The following is an 18,259-nucleotide window of genomic DNA, read 5'->3' on the forward strand; positions in this document are numbered from 1 at the left end:
GGTCAGTTGCCGCGGCTGACGCTGAGTCCTTTCAGCAGGCTGAGGGCCTGGCTCAGCTGGAAGTCGCTGTCCTGCGGCGCGGCTTCCGGGGCCTTGCCGGGCTGGGTCGGACGGTCCTTGCCGCCGTTGCCGTTGGCCAGGTGACCCTGCAGGTCGGCTTCCTTGAAGCCTTCGAAGTCGCTCTGCTCGCGGGTCACCTTGGCGCGCTCGACCTTGATGTCCGGGACGATGCCCTGGGCCTGGATGGAGCGGCCGTTGGGGGTGTAGTAGAGCGCGGTGGTGAGCTTCAGGGCGCGGTCGTTGTTCAGCGGCAGCACAGTTTGCACCGAGCCCTTGCCGAAGCTGTCGGTGCCCATGAGGATCGCGCGCTTCTGGTCCTGCAGGGCACCGGAGACGATTTCTGCCGCCGAGGCGGTGCCACCGTTGATCAGCACCACCACCGGTACGTTTTCGCTTGGGTCTGCCGGGTCGGCGCTGAAGCGCAGCTCGGAGTTGGCGATACGGCCCTTGGTGTAGACGATCAGGCCCTTGGTGAGGAAGGCGTCGGCCACTTCCACTGCGGACTGCAGCACGCCGCCGGGGTTGTTGCGCAGGTCCAGGACCAGGCCCTTGAGCTTGCCTTTGTTGTCCTTCTTCAGCTGCGCCAGGCCCTTGACCACTTCGTCGCCGGTGTTGACCTGGAACTGGGTGATCCGCAGGTAGCCGTAGTTCGACTCCAGCAGCTGGGTCTTGACGCTCTTGACCTTGATGATGGCGCGCTTGAGGCGCACGTCGAACGGCTTGCCGCCGCCGCGGACGATGGTCAGGGTGATCGGCGAGCCGGCCTTGCCGCGCATGCTGTCGACCGCCTCGTTCATCGACTGGCCCTTGGTCGGCTTGCCATCGATCTGCACGATCAGGTCGCCCGGCTGGATGCCGGCTGCTGCTGCGGGGGTGTCGTCGATCGGCGAAATGACTTTGATGAAGCCGTCTTCGGTGCCTACTTCGATGCCCAGGCCGCCGAATTCGCCGCTGGTGCTTTCCTGCAGGTCGGCGAACTCTTGCGGATCGAGGTAGGCCGAGTGCGGGTCGAGGTTGCTGAGCATGCCCTTGATGGCGTTTTCCAGCAGGGTCTTGTCGTCCACCGGCTCGACGTAGGCGGCTTTCACCCGGTCGAGCACTTCAGCGAAGGTGCGCAACTCATCCAGCGGCAGCGGCGCCTCCTTGCCGTTGGCCGCGGCTGGCGCTGCGGCGGGCGGCGTCCCGGCGGCCTGGGCCGCTCCGACGCCGAGCAGCAGGGCCAGGGTGATGAGACGGAAGCGTTGCGACATGTTGGGCTCCTAAGGCGTGTCCGCGGCCTATCCCTGCGTGCGGCACCAGATGGTTGGGTCCGTCGGGCGACCCTGATGACGAATGGCGAAATACACCGCCGGAGAACTCTGTCCGCCGCTGGCACCGACCGTGGCGATGGGATCGCCAGCCTTGACCGTGTCGCCAGCGCCCTTCAGAAGACTCTGATTATGACCATAAAGGCTCAGGTATCCACCACCGTGGTCGAGGATCACCAGTAGCCCGGCGCCGCGCAGCCAGTCGGCGAATACCACGCGTCCGCCGTGTACGGCGCGTACGGGGCTGCCGGCGCTGGCGCCGATCAGCACGCCGTCCCAGGTCGCCCGGGGATCGTCGCCGCGTGGGCTGCCGAAGCGCGCCAGGATGCGGCCGTTGACCGGCCAGGGCAGCTTGCCGCGCGCCGAGTCGAAGGCACCGCCGAAACCGGCGCCGCTGGCAACCAGCGGGCCGCTGTAGTCGGCGCGTTTGCTCGGCTTCACGTCGGAATCGTTCTTGGCGTTCTCGCGCTCCAGGCGGGCGCGCTCGCGTTCCGCGGCGAGGGCCTTCTGGCGCGCCTCTTCGGCTTCGCGGGCCTGGCGGGCGAGGGTTTCCTCGATGGTCTTGAGGACCTTGTTCAGCTCGGCCTGGGCCTGCTCTCGGTCCTTGAGCTTCTTGTCGCCGCTGCTGTAGTCGCTGTTCAGCTTGGCCAGGGCTTCCTGGCGCTCCTTACGGGCCTCGGCCAGTTGCTGGCGACGGGCTTCGAGGTCCTGCTGCTGGGCCAGCTGCTGGCTCTTCTGGCTGGCGATGTCCTGCTCGACGTTATCCAGCTGGCGCAGGGTCTCGTTGAATTCCTTCAGCTGATCCAGGCGCGCGCGGTTGATGTAGTCGTAGTAGGTGAGGGTGCGGCTGAACTTCTCGGGATGTTCCTGGTTCAGCAGCAGCTTGAGGTATTCCTGGCGCCCGCTCTGGTACGCGGCTCGCGCCTGGATGGCGATCAGTCGTTGCTGTTCAAGGCGCGCGCCCTGGAGTTTTTTTTTCTCCTCGTCCAGGCGCTGAAGCTCCTTTTCGCTCTTCTCCAGCTCGTCCTGCAGGGCCTTGACCTGCTTCTCGAGGTCGCCCATCTGGGTCTCGGTGGACTTGAGCTGCTTCTGCACCCCGGACTTCTCTTCCTGGATGCCGCTGAGGGTCTTCTTCAGCTCGGCGATGTCTTTCTGCGTCTGCTCGATCTGCCGCTGGGTGTCGGCGCGGTCGTCGGCGAAGGCTGCCAGCGGGCTCAGCAGACAGATCAGCAGCAGGGAGGAGAGGGCGCGATGCATGGGGTGGCGGGCACCTGGAGAAAAGGTCGGCCTAGTATGCATAAAAAATTGGTTACAAGCTGCACGGCGCGAGCGGCGAGTGAAAAGCGTCACGCCGCCCGTGCCGTGCTGCGGGTCACTCCAGGGTGATGATGGAGTGGCCGCCCATCTCCGCCGGCACCGGCAGGCCCATCAAGGTCAGCATCGTCGGCGCCACGTCGGCCAGCACGCCGCCTTCGCGGACGCTCAGCTTGCGCTTGCCGACGTAGATGAAGGGCACCGGCTCGCAGGTGTGCGCGGTGTGCGCCTGGCCGGTCATGGCGTCTTCCATCTGCTCGACGTTGCCGTGGTCGGCGGTGATCAGGGCTTCGCCGCCAACCTTCTCCAGCGCGGCGGCGATGCTGCCGACGCAGGTGTCCAGGCACTCCACGGCCTTGACCGCGGCCTCGAACACGCCGGTGTGGCCGACCATGTCGCCGTTGGCGTAGTTGACGATGATCACGTCGAAGCGCTGGTTCTCGATGGCCTCGACGATGCGGTCGGTCACTTCGGGGGCGCTCATTTCCGGCTGCAGGTCATAGGTGGCGACCTTGGGCGACGGGATGAGGATGCGCTCTTCGCCCTCGAACGGCTCTTCGCGGCCGCCGGAGAAGAAGAAGGTGACGTGGGCGTACTTCTCGGTCTCGGCGATGCGCAGCTGGGTCTTGCCGTTCTTCGCCAGGTATTCGCCGAGCACGTTGTCCAGGGACTCCGGCTTGAAGGCGCTGGGCGCGGGGATGCTCGCCTGGTACTGGGTGAGCATCACGAACTCGGCCAGCTTCAGGGCGCGCTGGCGCGGGAATTCCTTGAAGTCCGCCTCGACGAAGGCGCGCGACAGTTCGCGGGCGCGGTCGGCGCGGAAGTTCATGAAGACCACGGCATCACCGTCTTCCACCTTTACGGCGTCGCCGATACGGGTGGCTTTGACGAACTCGTCGCTCTCACCGCGCTCGTAGGCGGCGTTCAGCGCTTCCACGGCGTTGGCCGCGGAGAATTCGGCGGTGCCTTCGGTGATCAGGTTGTAGGCGGCTTCGACGCGGTCCCAGCGGTTGTCGCGGTCCATGGCGAAGTAGCGGCCGATGATGCTCGCGGTGCGGCCCTTGCCGATGCGCGCGAAGGTGTCGTCGAGCAGCTTCAGCGAGGGCTCGGCGCTCTTGGGCGGAGTATCGCGGCCGTCGAGGAAGGCGTGCAGGTAGATCTTCTCGGCGCCACGCTGGGCGGCCAGTTCGGCCATGGCGATCAGGTGGTCCTGGTGGCTGTGTACGCCGCCCTCGGAGAGTAGGCCGAGGATATGCACCGCCTTGCCGGCGCCCGCCGCCTTGTCTACAGCGCCGGTCAGCACCGGGTTGGTGAAGAACTCGCCGTCGCGGATGGCCTTGGTCACGCGGGTGAAGTCCTGGTAGACGACACGGCCGGCGCCGAGGTTCATGTGGCCGACCTCGGAGTTGCCCATCTGCCCGTCCGGCAGCCCGACGTCCATGCCGGAACCTGAGATCAGGCCGTGCGGCTGGGTGGCCAGCAGGCGGTCGAGGTTCGGCTTCTTCGCGGCGAAGATGGCGTTGTACTCGGGGCTGTCGCTGTGGCCGAAGCCGTCCAGGATGATCAGGACCAGGGGTTTGGGCGATGCGGTCATAGGGGCGGCTCTTTCCAAAACGGGGGTCAGAAAAGGAGCGGCATTTTACCTTCTGGGGGCGACGGGCGCCATGTTTCGCGGGGTTCAGCCGTCAGGAGGCCGCGTGTATACTGGCCGGCATTTTTGACCTGTGGATGCCCTGCGCCATGCCTTCGTTCCTCCCCCGTCTGATCGAATTCGCCACCCACCACTACCTGCTGGTCGGTGCCCTGCTGGGTATTCTCGTCCTGCTGGCCGTCCATGAGATGCGCCGCGCCGGCCGTGCCCTGAGCACCCGCGAGCTGACCGCCATGGTGAACGCCGAGCAGGCCGTGGTGCTGGATATCCGTGCCGCCAAGGAATTCGCCAGCGGCCACATTTCCGGCGCGCTGAACATTCCCTCGGACAAGCTGAACAGCCGCATGAGCGAGCTGGACAAGCACAAGGGCAAGACCATCATCGTGGTCGACTCCATGGGCCAGCATTCGGGCACCTGGTGCGGCGTGCTGGCGAAGGCCGGCTACACCGTGGCCAAGCTGTCCGGCGGCATCGGCACCTGGCGCGGCGACAATCTGCCCCTGGTGAAGTGAAATGCAGGCGGTTCTGATATATACGACGGCCTGGTGCCCGTTCTGCATCCGCGCCAAGGCGCTGCTGGACAAGAAGGGCGTGGCCTACCAAGAGATCGGCGTGGACGGCCAGCCCGACCTGCGCGCGGAAATGAGCCGCAAGGCCGGTCGCACCTCGGTACCGCAAATCTGGATCGGCAGCACCCACGTCGGTGGCTGCGACGATCTCTACGCGCTGGAACGCGCGGGCAAGCTGGATACGCTGCTTTCGGCGTGATCCCATCACTACTGCAAACGAGCCATAAGAAGGTCCTGAAATGACTGAGCAAGCTAGCAACGTCGCCAACGAACAAGAAAACGCTCCGCAGTTCTCGCTGCAGCGCATCTATGTGCGCGACCTGTCCTTCGAAGCGCCCAAGGCTCCGGAAATCTTCCGCCAGGAATGGCAACCGTCGATCAGCATGGACCTGAACACCCGCCAGAAGCAGCTGGACGGTGACTTCTACGAAGTGGTGCTGACCGTCTCCGTGACCGTCAAGAACAAGGAAGAGACCGCCTTCATCGTCGAGGTGCAGCAGGCCGGCATCTTCCTGATCAGTGGCCTGGATGCCTCCAGCATGAGCCACACCCTCGGCGCCTTCTGCCCGAACATCCTCTTCCCGTATGCCCGCGAGACCCTGGACAGCCTGGTGGTACGCGGTTCGTTCCCGGCGCTGATGCTCTCGCCGGTGAACTTCGACGCCCTCTACGCCCAGGAAATCGCCCGCATGCAGGCTTCCGGCGAGATTCCTTCGGTCCAGTAAGGTCCGCGTGCGAACAAGAAAGGCGCCCCAGGGCGCCTTTTCTTTTGCCTGCGTTCTGCCCTGGGCAGTTCTTGATCAGGGCGCTGCGGGCCTTGCCCCACCGGGCTTCCAGCCATTCATCCACAGGCCGTCCCAAGGCTTCTCCAGCCCATCTGTGGAAAGCAGGCTGTGGGTATCTCCGCCTTCGAGTGCGTACGAATTTGGTGCGCGTGCACTAGCAGGGCGCCTTTTCGGCCATTCGTTGCGGACGCTTCTGCCACCGCCGGCAGCGCGGACGGCATGCCTGGCGCTGGGCTGAAGGCCGCGTGAATTCTGGCCTGCAGCCTCTAGGGCGGGCTGTTGGAGAGCGTTTCCGTGAAATTGGCACAGCCCCTGCAATAGCCCAGTTACCAACGCTTTCGGGGGCCTCGGTACAGGCAGGCTGGGGAATCCCCTCTTTACATGGCGCGTGCCACGGCTCTTCTAGCCGGCGGCGGCGCAGACGGTTCAGGGGTCCTGGTACAGGCAGGCCGGGAATCCCCTCTTTTACAAGGCGCGTACCACGGCCCGTCGAGGCGGTGGATGGCGCAGACGGTTCAGGGGTCCTGGTACAGGCAGGCCGGGAATCCCCTCTTTTACAAGGCGCGTACCACGGCCCGTCGAGGCGGTGGATGGCGCAGACGGTTCGGGGGTCCTGGTACAGGCAGGCCGGGGAAACCCCCATTTTATTCCCGGAGGTCCATGCGGCCTCCGCCCCTTTCAGGGGCCCTCGGTTCAGGCAGGCCGGGGATTCCCCTTCTTTATTTCCCCGGGCGCAGTTGTGGATGGATTCGCAGGCGCCATTCCCCCCGAGCTTCCTCGCTATCCCAGGTGCCGACCAAGGCGCCCGTGGCGATCAGGGTTATCCACAGTTCCGATTCCTGCGGTTCGATGCGCCAGCGCAGCGGCTGGCCGTCCAGGCGCATCAGGCCTTCGGCGGGGCTGCCGCTGGCACGCACCTGCAGGCGCAGGGCGCCTTCCAGCTGGCCGGCGCGTACGTTCGCCGGCTGGTCGAAGCGCACCACCAGATCGCCGTTCTCTTCCTGCGCGCCCAGAAGGCGCGGATCGCCCGGCGTCGGGCCGAGCACGCGGCCGATCATCAGCCCGATCATCAGCCCGCCGATCGCCAGCGCCGAAATCACGCGCAGCCACGGACGGGGCCGCACTTCCTCCGCCGTGGGAGTAGAATGCCGGCCGTTCTCAGGCCCGGAGCGCTGCATGTTCCACGTCATCCTTTTCCAACCGGAAATTCCGCCGAATACCGGCAACATTATCAGGCTCTGCGCCAATTCCGGCTGCAGCCTGCACCTGATCGAGCCGCTGGGCTTCGAGTTGGACGACAAGCGCCTGCGCCGCGCCGGGTTGGACTACCACGAGTACGCCCCGGTGAAGCGCTACGCCGATCTGCAGAGCTGCCTGGAAAGCCTCGGCCACCCGCGCCTGTTCGCCTTCACCACCAAAGGCTCGCACCCGTTCAACGAGGTCGAGTACCAGCGTGGCGACGCCTTCCTGTTCGGCCCTGAAAGCCGAGGTCTGCCCGAGGAAGTGCGCAACGCGCTGCCGCCGGAACAGCGCCTGCGCCTGCCGATGCGCCCCAACAGCCGCAGCCTGAACCTGTCCAACAGCGTGGCCGTGACTGTCTACGAAGCCTGGCGCCAGCTCGGCTTCGCCATGGACTGAGCACGGATTGATCAGTCCGCTGTAGCGCCGGCCGGGCCTGCGCTGCAGCCATCCATCCCAAGGTTGTCCACAGGCGGGCGCACAGTTGTTGTGGGCAAAAGGGTATGTGGCTTTGCACAGAAATCCGTCACAGCGCCGAAGCCCGCCGCTGCAGGGCTGCGGGGCGATCGTTCCCCGCGCTGTTCACAGGGTTGTCCACAGGTTCTGGGGGTATCTGCGCAATAGCCTTGCTTTCGACCCGGCCCCGCACTTCGCTTCCACCGCCGTCGTCCCCGCGAACGCGGGACAGCGCTTGCGCTGAACGCGCTTTAGCGCGGCCCGAAGGGCGAGCGGAGCGAGTCACCCAGAAACTTTGGTTCGGTGTAGCGCGCCGCTTTGGCGTGTTCGGATGTTTCTTGTTCCGCCCCCTCGGGCGGGTCACTTTCTCAAACGCCAGAAAGTAACCAAAGGTCTTGCCCCGACATACGGGTCCGGCAGAGCCGGACTTCCCTCGCACATTCCCACGCACCCGGAGGCCCGCCGTCGAGAGCACGTCCCTGTACTCACGACGGCTCTTGCGACATCCATGTCGCATGACCTCCTCTGCGTGGGCTTTGCTCGGCCTCCTGTAAGGGGCAGTCCGGAGTGCGCGGAAGTTTCTCTGGAAGACCTAACAGCAGGAGCGAGAGACGCGCGGTGCTGCCGCTCCTGCAGGCATAAAAGGGGGCCCGCAGGCCCCTTCGCTGTTCCAGTCGCGCCTCAGTCGTCGCCTTCGTCGTCCGGGCCGTCGACCTTCATGCCCAGTTCCTTGATCTTGCGCGTCAGGGTGTTGCGGCCCCAGCCCAACAGCACGGCGGCGTCGCGGCGGCGGCCGGCGGTGTGCTTGAGGGCGGTCTCGATCATGATCCGCTCGAAGGCCGGCACGGCGGTGTCGAGCAGGCTCGACTGGCCGCGGCCCAGGGCCTGGTCGGCCCAGTGGCGCAGGGCCTGTTCCCAGTTCGCCGCCGGCACGCTGTCCTGCGGTTGGGTCAGCAGCTCCGGCGGCAGGTCGTCGATGTGCACCTCACGGCCGGAGGCCATTACGGTGATCCAGCGGCAGGTGTTCTCCAGTTGGCGCACGTTGCCTGGCCAGCCGAGGTTCTTCAGGTATTCCTCGGTTTCCGGCTTGAGCAGCTTGGGCTCCACCGCCAGCTCCTGGGCGGCGCGGGCGAGGAAGTGCCGGGCCAGCGCCGGGATGTCTTCGCGGCGGTCGGCCAGGCGCGGGATGTGGATGCGGATGACGTTCAGGCGGTGGAACAGGTCCTCGCGGAACTTGCCCTCGCGCACCAGGTTTTCCAGGTTCTGGTGGGTCGCGGCGATGATGCGCACGTCCACTTTCACCGGGGTGTGACCACCAACACGGTAGAACTCGCCGTCGGCCAGCACGCGCAGCAGGCGGGTCTGGGTGTCGGCCGGCATGTCGCCGATCTCGTCGAGGAACAGGGTGCCGCCGTCGGCCTGCTCGAATCGGCCGCGTCGCTGCGCGGCGGCGCCGGTGAAGGCGCCTTTCTCATGGCCGAACAGCTCGGATTCCATGAGGTCCTTGGGGATCGCCGCCATGTTCAGCGCGATGAATGGCTCGGCCGCGCGCGGACTGTGGCGGTGCAGGGCGTGGGCGACCAGTTCCTTGCCGGTACCGGATTCGCCGTTGATCAGCACGGTGATATTGGAGTGGCTCAGGCGGCCGATGGCGCGGAACACCTCCTGCATCGCCGGCGCTTCGCCGATGATCTCCGGGGTGCGCGTCTGGTTGGCCGGGGCTTCCAGGCCTTGCTGCTCCTGGGCGTGCTGGTTGGCGCGCTTGACCAGGGAGACGGCTTCGTCGACGTCGAACGGCTTGGGCAGGTACTCGAAGGCGCCGCCCTGGTAGGAGGCCACCGCGCTGTCCAGGTCGGAGTGCGCGGTCATGATGATCACCGGCAGGCGCGGGTGCAGCTCGCGGATCTGCGCCAGCAGGTCGAGGCCGCTGGAGCCGGGCATGCGGATGTCCGAGATGATCACGTCCGGCTGCTGCCGGCCCAGGCGATGGATGACACTGTCGGCGTTCTCGAAGCTGACGGTGGTCATGCCTTCCTGTTGCAGGGCTTTTTCCAGTACCCAGCGGATGGAGCGGTCGTCGTCGACGATCCAGACGGTCTCTGAACGGCTCATGTATCAATGCACTCCTTGTTCCAGGGGCAGGAACAGACTGAACACGGTATGCCCAGGATGGCTCTCGCATTCGACCAGCCCCTGGTGCTGGCTGATGATGTTCTGGGTGATGGCCAGCCCCAGCCCGGTACCGTCCGGACGACCGCTGACCATGGGATAGAAGATGGTGTCCTGCAGCTCGGCCGGGATGCCCGGGCCGTTGTCGATGATCTCGACCTTGCACACCAGGCGGTGGCGCGTGTGGCCGATGGTGAACTGGCGCAGGGTGCGGGTGCGCAAGGTGATGCGGCCGAGCTTGAGCTCATTCTGCGAGGAGACGGCCTGCATGGCGTTGCGCACGATGTTGAGCACCGCCTGGATCATCTGCTCGCGGTCGAGCAGCAGGTCGGGAATGCTCGGGTCGTAGTCGCGGATCAGTGGAATGCTGCCCTGGGTCTCGGCATCCACCAGGCTGCAGACGCGCTCCAGCACCTCGTGGATGTTGGTCACCGACAGCGACGGCAGCTTGTTCGAGCCGAGCATGCGGTCCACCAGGTTCCGCAGGCGGTCGGCCTCTTCGATGATGACGTTGGTGTAGTCCTTCAGCGCCTCGTCGGGCAGCTCGCGGGACAACAGCTGGGCCGCGCCGCGGATGCCGCCCAGGGGGTTCTTGATCTCGTGGGCCAGGCCGCGCACCAGCAGTTTGGTGGTTTCCTGCTTGGACAGCTGCGCCTCTTCCTTGGTGATGCGCATCAGCCGGTCGCGCGGATGCACTTCGAGCAGCAGCAGGGTTTCGCGGCGGCTGAGGATGGGCGTCACCGCGTAGTCGACGGTGATGCTCTGGCCGGTGATGGAGGTCAGGGTCGCTTCGCGCTTGGTGAAGGGGTGGGCTTCTTCCACCGCCTGCCGCAGCGATTGCAGGGCTTCCTGCGACTCGGTGAAGAGCTCGCTGATGAACTGCCCGTGGCTGCGTTGCCCGCTGACGGCCAGGAGCATCTCGGCGGCCGGGTTCATGTATTCCAGGCGCAGTTCCGCGTTGAGCAGAATCACCGCCGTGGTGAGGTTATCGAGGAGCAGTCGGAGCTGGGATTCTGTTGGCATGGCGGACAGAGGTTCCAAGGTTGTGCAGGGAAATGCAAAAAGCAAACCAAGCCCTGAAAAGTCGCGCCGTGCGGCGTATTGCGCGGAAATATGGCGAAAGTGGCGGGATGCTGCGCGCCTGGCGTGACCTGAAATGGGGAGAGTATAGAAAGTGGTGCAGGCTAAAGCACCAATATGGTGCGCGACTTCGCTCAGGGGTGGGTCGCGACCAAGGGCGCCGGGCTCGGCGGATTGTCGGCGACCGAAACACGGACCATGTGGAAGGGCTGGTTCGGCGTCTGTTCGAGGGTCTGGCCGCGTTGGTCGAGGATTTCCACAGACAACTGGTGGGTGCCGCGATCCAGGTTGTGGAGCGGGAAGACCGGACTGTGGCTGGGCTTTCCGACCGGCACGCCGTCGAGGTAGAGCCGGTAGAAGTGCCCGGGCAGCAGGTTGGGGTCGCTGGAGATGCTGACGATCAGCTCGCCGTCGTTGGCGCGGATGGTCGCGTCGGGCTCCGGCACCAGGATGCGCAGCACCTGGTAGAGCGGCGGCGCCGGCGCTTCCGCGGGGGCGGCGGGCGCGTAGAGCGGGGCGGGCATCTTCGGCATGGCATTGGGGGGCGCCAGATTCAGACGCTGGGCATTACCGCGCGTCGGCTGGTCGGTGAAGACCCGGTTGCCATCGTGATCGATGTAGGTATAAACCTCCGCGCTCGTGCCGAAGCTGGCCAGGAGCAGCAGGCCGCAGATCAGGTGTCTCATCAACCGCCCGCCCTCGGCGTCGGCTTGGTGCGCGCCGGGCTGTTGGTGCTGATGCGCTGAATGGTGAAGTTGGCCGGGGCGCTGGACTGCACCACGCGATCGCCCATCAGCACGTCGACCGACAGGCTGTGGTCGCCGCGGTCGATGTTATCCAGGGTGAAGTGCGTGGAAGTGCTCGGCGCGCCGTAAGGCTGGCCGTCCAGGCGCAGTTGCAGGCTGCTCCCCGGTGCCAGTTGCGGCTGGATGATCACTTCGATGTCGAAAGTCCCGTTGTTTGCGCGCATGGCCTCTTCGTCGGGCAGGTTGCCGATGGCCAGGATGGCGTAGGGTGCGCTCGGGTTGCCGGCGCCGTTGCCTTGGCTGGCGACCGGCTTCTGCGGGCCGATGCTGTTGGTTGGCGGCAGTTGCACCGGTTTGGCGCCTACGTTGGCAGGCGGCTGGTTGGTGTAGACGGTCTTGCCGTTGGCGTCGGTGTAGGAATAGATCTGCGCGCTGGCCGAGCCGGCCACGGCGAGCAACAGGCAGAGGACTGGCACGCGCATGCGCGGTCTCCCAGGAAACGATGCGCTAAGCCTTGCATCGCGCACGGCGGGAGGCAAGTGAAACGCGCGCGGCTTGGCGTCTTTGCGCAAGGGTTAACAGTGTCCGCAGCCGATGAAGGGTCAGAGGCAGCGGATCGGAGAAATGTCTGACAGATGTCAATGGGGATACGGCCCTGGTGGTATCGAATAGGCCTACCCCCACTCGGATGCGGTCAAAGGACGCGCCTCCGGCAATGAATGAATCCGCCGCCCCGGATTGTCGCCGCCCCTGTCGGGCCGCACGCGAGAAAGCCGGGGCAGGCTTGCTTTGAAGAGGGAGGAGCGCCCCATGACCGCGCTTTTAGTTCTGGCCGTCTGCCTGCTGCTGATGGCCTTGCCCAGGTTGCTGCCGCGTCCGGCGCTGGCGCTGCCTGAGCCGCCGGCCCTGCACGAGATGCCGGTGAGGCCGCTGCCTGAGGTGACGGCGCCGTCCGAGCCGCAGCGCGCAATGCCGCCGGACAATCTGCTCTACCTGCCGCTGGGGCTGCACCCGGCCGATCGCCAGGTGCATGGCGCCGTGGAAATCAGCGGGCTGCTGCGGGTGCGCCCGCCGCTGCGCTTCTGGAGCCTGAGCGCCAACGAGATCCGCTTCGGCGATTGCTCGCGGGCGCCGCTGGGCGTGGCCGCGGTGAGCTCCACCGGGCGTCACGTGGAGGAGGGCGAGTATCGCGTGGCCGCCGGCGATTGCGTGAACGGCGACCTGCAGGTGCATGGCGACCTCTATCTGGGGCGCTATTCCACGGTGCGCGGTTCGGTGCAGGTGGAAGGCGGCGTGTGGATGGACGAGGGCGCGGAAGTTGCCGGCGCCATCATCGCCCGCGGCTCTGTACGGGTCGGCCGGCGCTCGCGGGTGGCCGGACCTTTGATGGTCGGGCGCAACCTGAGCCTGGCGCGCGAATGCGTGATAGGCGCGCCGCAGGTGCCGACCCGGATCAGTGCGAGCAGCCTTCGGATCATCGAGGGCTGCCGGGTACATGGGCAGATTTCGGCCGAAGGCGGCGCCCAGGTGAAGCCGCTGGCGCGCATCGAAGACCTGGTCGAACCGGTCTGACGGAACAGGAAGCGCAGGCATAAAAAAGGCCTCCCGAGGGAGGCCTTAATGGTGCAGCTGATTATTGGTCTTCGCGGATTACACGCTGTAGTACAGGTCGTATTCCAGCGGGTGCACGAAGGTGCGCACCTTGATCTCTTCTTCCGACTTCAGCTCGATGTAGGCATCGATGAACTCGTCGGTGAACACGCCGCCCTTGGTCAGGAACGCGCGGCCCTTGTCGAGTTCTTCCAGCGCCTCTTTCAGGCTGCCGCAAACCTGCGGGATCTCTTTCGCCTCTTCCGGCGGCAGGTCGTACAGGTTCTTGTCGGCGGCATCGCCGGGGTGAATCTTGTTCTGGATACCGTCCAGGCCGGCCATCAGCAGGGCAGCGAAGGCCAGGTAGGGGTTGGCAGCCGGGTCCGGGAAGCGCGCTTCGATACGGCGGGCTTTCGGGCTGGAAACGTACGGGATACGGATCGAGGCGGAACGGTTGCGGGCGGAGTAGGCCAGCATTACCGGAGCTTCGAAGCCCGGGACCAGACGCTTGTAGGAGTTGGTCGACGGGTTGGTGAAGCCGTTCAGGGCCTTGCCGTGCTTGATGATGCCGCCGATGAAGTACAGGGCGGTATCGGACAGGCCGGCATAGCCTTCGCCAGCGAAGGTGTTCTTGCCATCTTTGGAGATGGACATGTGCACGTGCATGCCCGAGCCGTTGTCGCCGTACAGCGGCTTCGGCATGAAGGTCACGGTCTTGCCGTACGCGTCGGCAACGTTGTGCACGCAGTACTTCAGGGTCTGAACTTCGTCAGCCTTGGCGACCAGGGTGTTGAACTTCACGCCGATTTCGTTCTGGCCGGCGGTGGCAACTTCGTGGTGGTGAACTTCGACCACCAGGCCCATTTCTTCCAGGGCGTTGCACATGGCGGTACGGATTTCGTGGTCGTGGTCGACCGGCGGTACCGGGAAGTAGCCGCCTTTGACGCCCGGACGGTGGCCTTTGTTGCCGGTTTCGATGTCGGCGTCGGTGTTCCAGGAAGCCTGCTCGGAGAAGATCTTGAACATCGAGCCGGAGATGTCGGACTTGAACTTCACTTCGTCGAAGATGAAGAACTCCGGCTCCGGACCGACGAATACGGTGTCACCGATTCCGGTGGACTTCAGGTATTCCTCGGCGCGCTTGGCGATGTTGCGCGGGTCGCGCTCGTAGCCTTGCATGGTGCTCGGCTCGATGATGTCGCAGACCAGGATCAGGGTCGGCTCTTCGGTGAACGGGTCCAGGACGGCGGTGGTGTCGTCCGGCAGCAGGATCATGTCGGAGGCTTCGATGCCTTTCCAGCCGGCGATGGAGGAACCGTCGAACATCTTGCCGACTTCGAAGAAGTCATCGTCCAGCGCGTCGCGGGCCGGCATGGTGACGTGTTGCTGCTTGCCTTTGGTATCGGTGAAGCGCAGGTCTACCCACTTCACGTCATGGTCTTTGATCAGTTGGTGCGACTTGTACGACATGCTGTCCTCCAGGAGGGATTAGAGCTGGGAACTTCTGTGCCCCAGTGTCGGGTGATGCCGGCCGGAATACTCCGTCAGGGCAACCTGCCTCACAAGGGAGCAAGTTGCGTGCCAGTGCTCGTTTTTGGGTAGAGGCCCGTCTGGCGAGGGTTTTCGCGGGCGGGGCGGAGATTGTTGCGCGAATGTTGCACCGGTATGGTGCTCGACCATGGTGCGCAAGATCGATTTTGGTGCACCAAAAAGAATCTGCGGGAATTTGCTCAAGTCTTGAGCAATTTCGAGTATAATTCCGCCCCTTTTTTTCGTCCCTTCGGGCTTGCGCCTTTTCACGCATGAAACTCATCGTCAAGGTCTTCCAGGAAATCACCATCAAGAGCCGGCCGGTGCGCAAGCGCTTCATCCGCCAGCTGGCCAAGAACATTCGCACCGTGCTGCGCGACCTGGATCCGGAGCTGCGGGTCGAGGGTGAATGGGACAACCTGGACGTCGAGACCAAGGTCACCGAGCCCAAAGTCCTGCGCGAGATGATCGAGCGCCTGACCTGCGTGCCGGGCATCGGCCACTTCCTGGAAGTGCACGAATACCCGCTGGGCGACTTCGACGACATCCTCGAGAAGTGCAAGGCGCACTTCGGCGACAAGCTGCAGGGCAAGATCTTCTCGATGCGCTGCAAGCGCGCCGGCCATCACAGCTTCACTTCCATCGACGTCGAGCGTTACGTCGGCGGCGGCCTGCGCCAGCACTGCGGTGCGGCCGGCGTATCGCTGAAAAACCCGGAAGTGGAAGTGCGCGTGGAAATCCGCCACGACCGCCTGTACGTCATCCACGCCCAGCACAATGGCATCGGCGGTTATCCGCTCGGCGCCCTGGAGCAGGTGCTGGTGCTGATGTCGGGTGGCTTCGACTCCACCGTCGCCGCCTACCAGATGATGCGCCGCGGGCTGATCAGCCACTTCGTGTTCTTCAACCTCGGCGGCCGCGCCCACGAGCTGGGCGTGATGGAAGTCGCCCACTACCTGTGGGAGAAGTACGGCCGTTCGCAGCGCGTGCTCTTCGTCAGCGTGCCCTTCGAGGAAGTGGTCGGCGAGATTCTCACCAAGGTCGACGACAGCTACATGGGCGTGACCCTGAAGCGCATGATGCTGCGCGCCGCCAGCCGTGTGGCCGAGCGCCTGGAGCTGAACGCGCTGGTCACCGGCGAGGCGATTTCCCAGGTCTCCAGCCAGACCCTGCCGAACCTCTCGGTGATCGACCGGGTGACCGACACCCTGGTCCTGCGCCCGCTGATCGCCAGCCACAAGCAGGACATCATCGATACCGCCACGCAGATCGGCACCGCCGAGTTCGCCAAGCACATGCCCGAGTACTGCGGCGTGATCTCGGTGAACCCGACCACCCAGGCCAAGCCCTACCGCGTCGAGCACGAAGAGACCAAGTTCGACATGGCCGTGCTCGACCGCGCCCTGGAACGCGCCACGCAGATGACCGTGGACCGGGTGATCGACGAGTTGGGCAAGGACCTGCCGGTGGAAATGGTCGGCGAAGTGCTGCCCGGCCAGATCGTCGTGGACATCCGTCATCCGGATGCGCAGGAAGATGAACCGCTGGAGCTGGAAGGCATCGAAGTGCTGCCCATGCCGTTCTACGCGATCAACAGCAAATTCAAGGAACTGGACCCGAACCGCCAGTACCTCCTGTATTGCGACAAGGGCGTGATGAGCCGCCTGCATGCTCACCACCTGGTCAACGAAGGGCACACCAATGTGCGCGTTTACCGCCCGCAATAAGGGCATCGGCGAACGCCGTCAGCCCGGACTGTTCGGCGGCAGCATCCGCCATCGTCCACCCGACACAATCGGCGCGTAGCCTTACGCTCCGACGTTTTGCATCGCCGCGCCCAGGCCCGGCACCCGCTGCCGCAGAGGCAGCCGAAGACTCACTATCGAGACTGACACCGTGATCGAAAAACTCCGCAATATCGCCATCATCGCCCACGTCGACCATGGCAAGACCACCCTGGTGGACAAGCTGCTGAAGCTGTCCGGCACCCTCGACCGCAAAGAAGCGGAAAACGAGCGCGTGATGGACTCCAACGACCAGGAAAAAGAGCGCGGCATCACCATCCTGGCGAAGAACACCGCCATCAAGTGGAACGGCTACAACATCAACATCGTCGACACCCCCGGCCACGCCGACTTCGGCGGTGAGGTAGAGCGCGTGATGTCGATGGTCGACTCCGTGCTGCTGGTGGTCGACGCCCAGGACGGCCCGATGCCGCAGACCCGTTTCGTGACCCAGAAGGCTTTCAAGGCCGGCCTGCGTCCGATCGTGGTAGTGAACAAGATCGACCGTCCGGGCGCGCGTCCTGACTGGGTCATCGACCAGATCTTCGACCTGTTCGACAACCTCGGCGCCACCGACGAGCAGCTCGACTTCCCGATCGTCTACGCCAGTGCCCTGAACGGCATCGCCGGCATGGACCACGAGAAGATGGACGACAACATGGACGCCCTGTTCCAGGCGATCATCGACCACGTTCCGGTCCCGGACGTCGACGTCGACGGTCCGTTCCAGATGCAGATCTCGCAGCTGGACTACAACAGCTTCCTCGGCGTGATCGGCATCGGCCGTATCGCTCGCGGCAAGGTCAAGACCAACACCCCGGTCGTGGCCATCAGCGACGACGGCACCAAGCGCAACGGCCGCATCCTGAAGATCATGGGTCACTCCGGTCTGCAGCGCGTCGAAGTCGCCGAAGCCGAAGCCGGCGACATCGTCTGCGTATCGGGCATGGACGAGCTGTTCATCTCCGACACCCTGTGCGACCCGCAGCACGTCGAAGCCCGTCCGCCGCTGACCGTCGACCAGCCGACCGTGAGCATGACCTTCCAGGTCAACGACTCGCCGTTCGCCGGCCGCGAAGGCAAGTTCGTCACCAGCCGCAACATCAAGGAGCGTCTGGACAAGGAACTGCTGCACAACGTGGCCCTGCGCGTCGAGCAAGGCGACAGCCCGGAGAAATTCAAGGTTTCCGGCCGTGGCGAGCTGCACCTGTCGGTTCTGATCGAAACCATGCGCCGTGAAGGCTTCGAGCTGGCCGTGGGCCGCCCGGAAGTGGTGATCATCGAGAAGGACGGCGAAAAGCAGGAGCCGTACGAGAACGTCACCATCGACATCGAGGAGCAGCACCAGGGCCCCGTGATGGAGCAGATGGGTCTGCGCAAGGGCGACATGACCAACATGATCCCCGACGGCAAGGGCCGCATCCGCCTGGAATACGTGATTCCGGCCCGCGGCCTGATCGGCTTCCGTAACGCCTTCCTGACCATGACCTCGGGCACCGGCATCCTGACCTCCACCTTCGACCACTACGGTCCGGTGAAGGCCGGCGACGTCGCCCACCGCCAGAACGGCGTGCTGGTCTCCATGGCCACCGGCACCGCGCTGACCTACTCCCTGGAAACCCTGCAGGATCGCGGCAAGCTGTTCCTGAGCCCGGGCGACGAAGTCTACGAAGGCCAACTGGCCGGTATCCACAGCCGCGACAACGACCTGGTGATCAACCCCACCAAGGCCAAGAAGCTCGACAACATGCGCGCTTCCGGCAAGGACGAGACCATCCAGTTGACCCCGGCGCTGAAGTACACCCTGGAACAGGCGCTGGAGTTCATCGACGAAGACGAGCTGGTGGAAGTGACGCCGAAGTCCATCCGTCTGCGCAAGAAAATGCTTAACGAGAACGACCGCAAGCGCTACGAGCGCAGCAAGGTCTAAGTCTCGCTTAGCTGAAAAGGGCCCCGCCGGAGCGATCCGGCGGGGCTTT

At 64.9% G+C, this 18,259-nt stretch carries 16 protein-coding genes; 7 read left to right on the top strand and 9 right to left on the bottom strand.

Annotated elements, in window-relative coordinates:
• Nucleotides 1-2: 2 nt before the first annotated feature.
• The 3 genes from ACA097_RS14475 to gpmI form a co-directional block, all read right to left on the bottom strand.
• Complete coding sequence (locus ACA097_RS14475; protein ID WP_371364091.1) at nt 3-1,310, bottom strand: S41 family peptidase; 1,308 nt, start codon at nt 1,308-1,310, stop codon at nt 3-5.
• A 27-nt stretch (nt 1,311-1,337) separates the two neighbouring features.
• A complete protein-coding gene (locus ACA097_RS14480) occupies nt 1,338-2,624 on the bottom strand; it encodes a murein hydrolase activator EnvC (RefSeq protein WP_371364093.1) in 1,287 nt (428 codons plus the stop codon).
• Nucleotides 2,625-2,739: 115 nt separating this feature from the next.
• Nucleotides 2,740-4,275 (bottom strand): 2,3-bisphosphoglycerate-independent phosphoglycerate mutase, encoded by a 1,536-nt coding sequence (gene gpmI / locus ACA097_RS14485; protein ID WP_371364095.1) that lies wholly within the window; start codon nt 4,273-4,275, stop codon nt 2,740-2,742.
• Nucleotides 4,276-4,421: 146 nt separating this feature from the next.
• Here gpmI and ACA097_RS14490 point away from each other — a divergent pair, with 146 nt between their 5' ends.
• The 3 genes from ACA097_RS14490 to secB are packed head-to-tail and all read left to right on the top strand — an operon-like array spanning nt 4,422 to nt 5,626.
• Nucleotides 4,422-4,844 (top strand): rhodanese-like domain-containing protein, encoded by a 423-nt coding sequence (locus ACA097_RS14490; RefSeq protein ID WP_160288662.1) that lies wholly within the window; start codon nt 4,422-4,424, stop codon nt 4,842-4,844.
• A 1-nt stretch (nt 4,845) separates the two neighbouring features.
• A complete protein-coding gene (grxC, locus tag ACA097_RS14495; RefSeq protein ID WP_043256065.1) occupies nt 4,846-5,100 on the top strand; it encodes a glutaredoxin 3 in 255 nt (84 codons plus the stop codon).
• A 40-nt stretch (nt 5,101-5,140) separates the two neighbouring features.
• Nucleotides 5,141-5,626: a protein-export chaperone SecB gene (gene secB, locus ACA097_RS14500; protein WP_043256063.1), complete on the top strand. Its 486-nt coding sequence runs from the start codon at nt 5,141-5,143 to the stop codon at nt 5,624-5,626.
• 779 nt (nt 5,627-6,405) lie between these two features.
• Here secB and ACA097_RS14505 read toward each other — a convergent pair.
• Entirely contained in the window at nt 6,406-6,810 is a 405-nt protein-coding gene (locus ACA097_RS14505; RefSeq protein ID WP_371364098.1) for a hypothetical protein, read from the bottom strand.
• A 52-nt stretch (nt 6,811-6,862) separates the two neighbouring features.
• On the opposite strand from ACA097_RS14505, the gene trmL reads away from it, so the two are divergent.
• Nucleotides 6,863-7,324, top strand: a complete 462-nt coding sequence (trmL, locus tag ACA097_RS14510; protein ID WP_160288660.1) for a tRNA (uridine(34)/cytosine(34)/5-carboxymethylaminomethyluridine(34)-2'-O)-methyltransferase TrmL — start codon at nt 6,863-6,865, stop codon at nt 7,322-7,324.
• A gap of 738 nt (nt 7,325-8,062) precedes the next feature.
• Here trmL and ntrC read toward each other — a convergent pair.
• The 4 genes from ntrC to ACA097_RS14530 all read right to left on the bottom strand — a co-directional run bounded on the left by ntrC (nt 8,063) and on the right by ACA097_RS14530 (nt 11,858).
• A complete protein-coding gene (gene ntrC / locus ACA097_RS14515; RefSeq protein ID WP_043256058.1) occupies nt 8,063-9,493 on the bottom strand; it encodes a two-component system response regulator NtrC in 1,431 nt (476 codons plus the stop codon).
• A gap of 3 nt (nt 9,494-9,496) precedes the next feature.
• Entirely contained in the window at nt 9,497-10,573 is a 1,077-nt protein-coding gene (gene glnL, locus ACA097_RS14520) for a nitrogen regulation protein NR(II) (RefSeq protein WP_043256056.1), read from the bottom strand.
• Between the two features lie 191 nt (nt 10,574-10,764).
• Nucleotides 10,765-11,319 (bottom strand): DUF4124 domain-containing protein, encoded by a 555-nt coding sequence (locus tag ACA097_RS14525; protein WP_371364101.1) that lies wholly within the window; start codon nt 11,317-11,319, stop codon nt 10,765-10,767.
• Nucleotides 11,316-11,858, bottom strand: a complete 543-nt coding sequence (locus ACA097_RS14530) for a DUF4124 domain-containing protein (RefSeq protein WP_371364103.1) — start codon at nt 11,856-11,858, stop codon at nt 11,316-11,318. The genes ACA097_RS14525 and ACA097_RS14530 overlap by 4 nt, the downstream gene beginning before the upstream one ends.
• A gap of 328 nt (nt 11,859-12,186) precedes the next feature.
• Between ACA097_RS14530 and ACA097_RS14535 the strand changes: the two genes are divergently transcribed.
• Nucleotides 12,187-12,948, top strand: a complete 762-nt coding sequence (locus ACA097_RS14535) for a hypothetical protein (RefSeq protein ID WP_371364105.1) — start codon at nt 12,187-12,189, stop codon at nt 12,946-12,948.
• Nucleotides 12,949-13,026: 78 nt separating this feature from the next.
• Here the strand turns inward: ACA097_RS14535 and glnA are convergent, their stop codons facing one another.
• Entirely contained in the window at nt 13,027-14,436 is a 1,410-nt protein-coding gene (gene glnA / locus ACA097_RS14540; RefSeq protein WP_043256051.1) for a glutamate--ammonia ligase, read from the bottom strand.
• A gap of 332 nt (nt 14,437-14,768) precedes the next feature.
• On the opposite strand from glnA, the gene thiI reads away from it, so the two are divergent.
• Together thiI and typA are read left to right on the top strand one after the other, a co-directional pair.
• Nucleotides 14,769-16,223 (top strand): tRNA uracil 4-sulfurtransferase ThiI, encoded by a 1,455-nt coding sequence (gene thiI / locus ACA097_RS14545; protein ID WP_043256050.1) that lies wholly within the window; start codon nt 14,769-14,771, stop codon nt 16,221-16,223.
• A 169-nt stretch (nt 16,224-16,392) separates the two neighbouring features.
• The gene (gene typA / locus ACA097_RS14550) at nt 16,393-18,210 is read left to right on the top strand and encodes a translational GTPase TypA (RefSeq protein ID WP_043256048.1); all 1,818 of its coding nucleotides are present in this window, start codon (nt 16,393-16,395) and stop codon (nt 18,208-18,210) included.
• Nucleotides 18,211-18,259: the final 49 nt, after the last annotated feature.

The sequence above is a fragment of the Pseudomonas sp. QL9 genome, assembly GCF_041409665.1.
Classification (GTDB): domain Bacteria; phylum Pseudomonadota; class Gammaproteobacteria; order Pseudomonadales; family Pseudomonadaceae; genus Pseudomonas; species Pseudomonas knackmussii.

Coding starts and splice junctions, on each gene's coding strand:
- grxC (WP_043256065.1), top strand. CDS start 4,846: ATGCAGGCGGTTCTGATATATACGACGGCCTGGTGCCCGTTCTGCATC.
- ACA097_RS14480 (WP_371364093.1), bottom strand. CDS start 2,624: ATGCATCGCGCCCTCTCCTCCCTGCTGCTGATCTGTCTGCTGAGCCCG.
- gpmI (WP_371364095.1), bottom strand. CDS start 4,275: ATGACCGCATCGCCCAAACCCCTGGTCCTGATCATCCTGGACGGCTTC.
- glnL (WP_043256056.1), bottom strand. CDS start 10,573: ATGCCAACAGAATCCCAGCTCCGACTGCTCCTCGATAACCTCACCACG.
- secB (WP_043256063.1), top strand. CDS start 5,141: ATGACTGAGCAAGCTAGCAACGTCGCCAACGAACAAGAAAACGCTCCG.
- ACA097_RS14535 (WP_371364105.1), top strand. CDS start 12,187: ATGACCGCGCTTTTAGTTCTGGCCGTCTGCCTGCTGCTGATGGCCTTG.
- trmL (WP_160288660.1), top strand. CDS start 6,863: ATGTTCCACGTCATCCTTTTCCAACCGGAAATTCCGCCGAATACCGGC.
- thiI (WP_043256050.1), top strand. CDS start 14,769: ATGAAACTCATCGTCAAGGTCTTCCAGGAAATCACCATCAAGAGCCGG.
- ACA097_RS14530 (WP_371364103.1), bottom strand. CDS start 11,858: ATGCGCGTGCCAGTCCTCTGCCTGTTGCTCGCCGTGGCCGGCTCGGCC.
- ntrC (WP_043256058.1), bottom strand. CDS start 9,493: ATGAGCCGTTCAGAGACCGTCTGGATCGTCGACGACGACCGCTCCATC.
- ACA097_RS14475 (WP_371364091.1), bottom strand. CDS start 1,310: ATGTCGCAACGCTTCCGTCTCATCACCCTGGCCCTGCTGCTCGGCGTC.
- ACA097_RS14490 (WP_160288662.1), top strand. CDS start 4,422: ATGCCTTCGTTCCTCCCCCGTCTGATCGAATTCGCCACCCACCACTAC.
- glnA (WP_043256051.1), bottom strand. CDS start 14,436: ATGTCGTACAAGTCGCACCAACTGATCAAAGACCATGACGTGAAGTGG.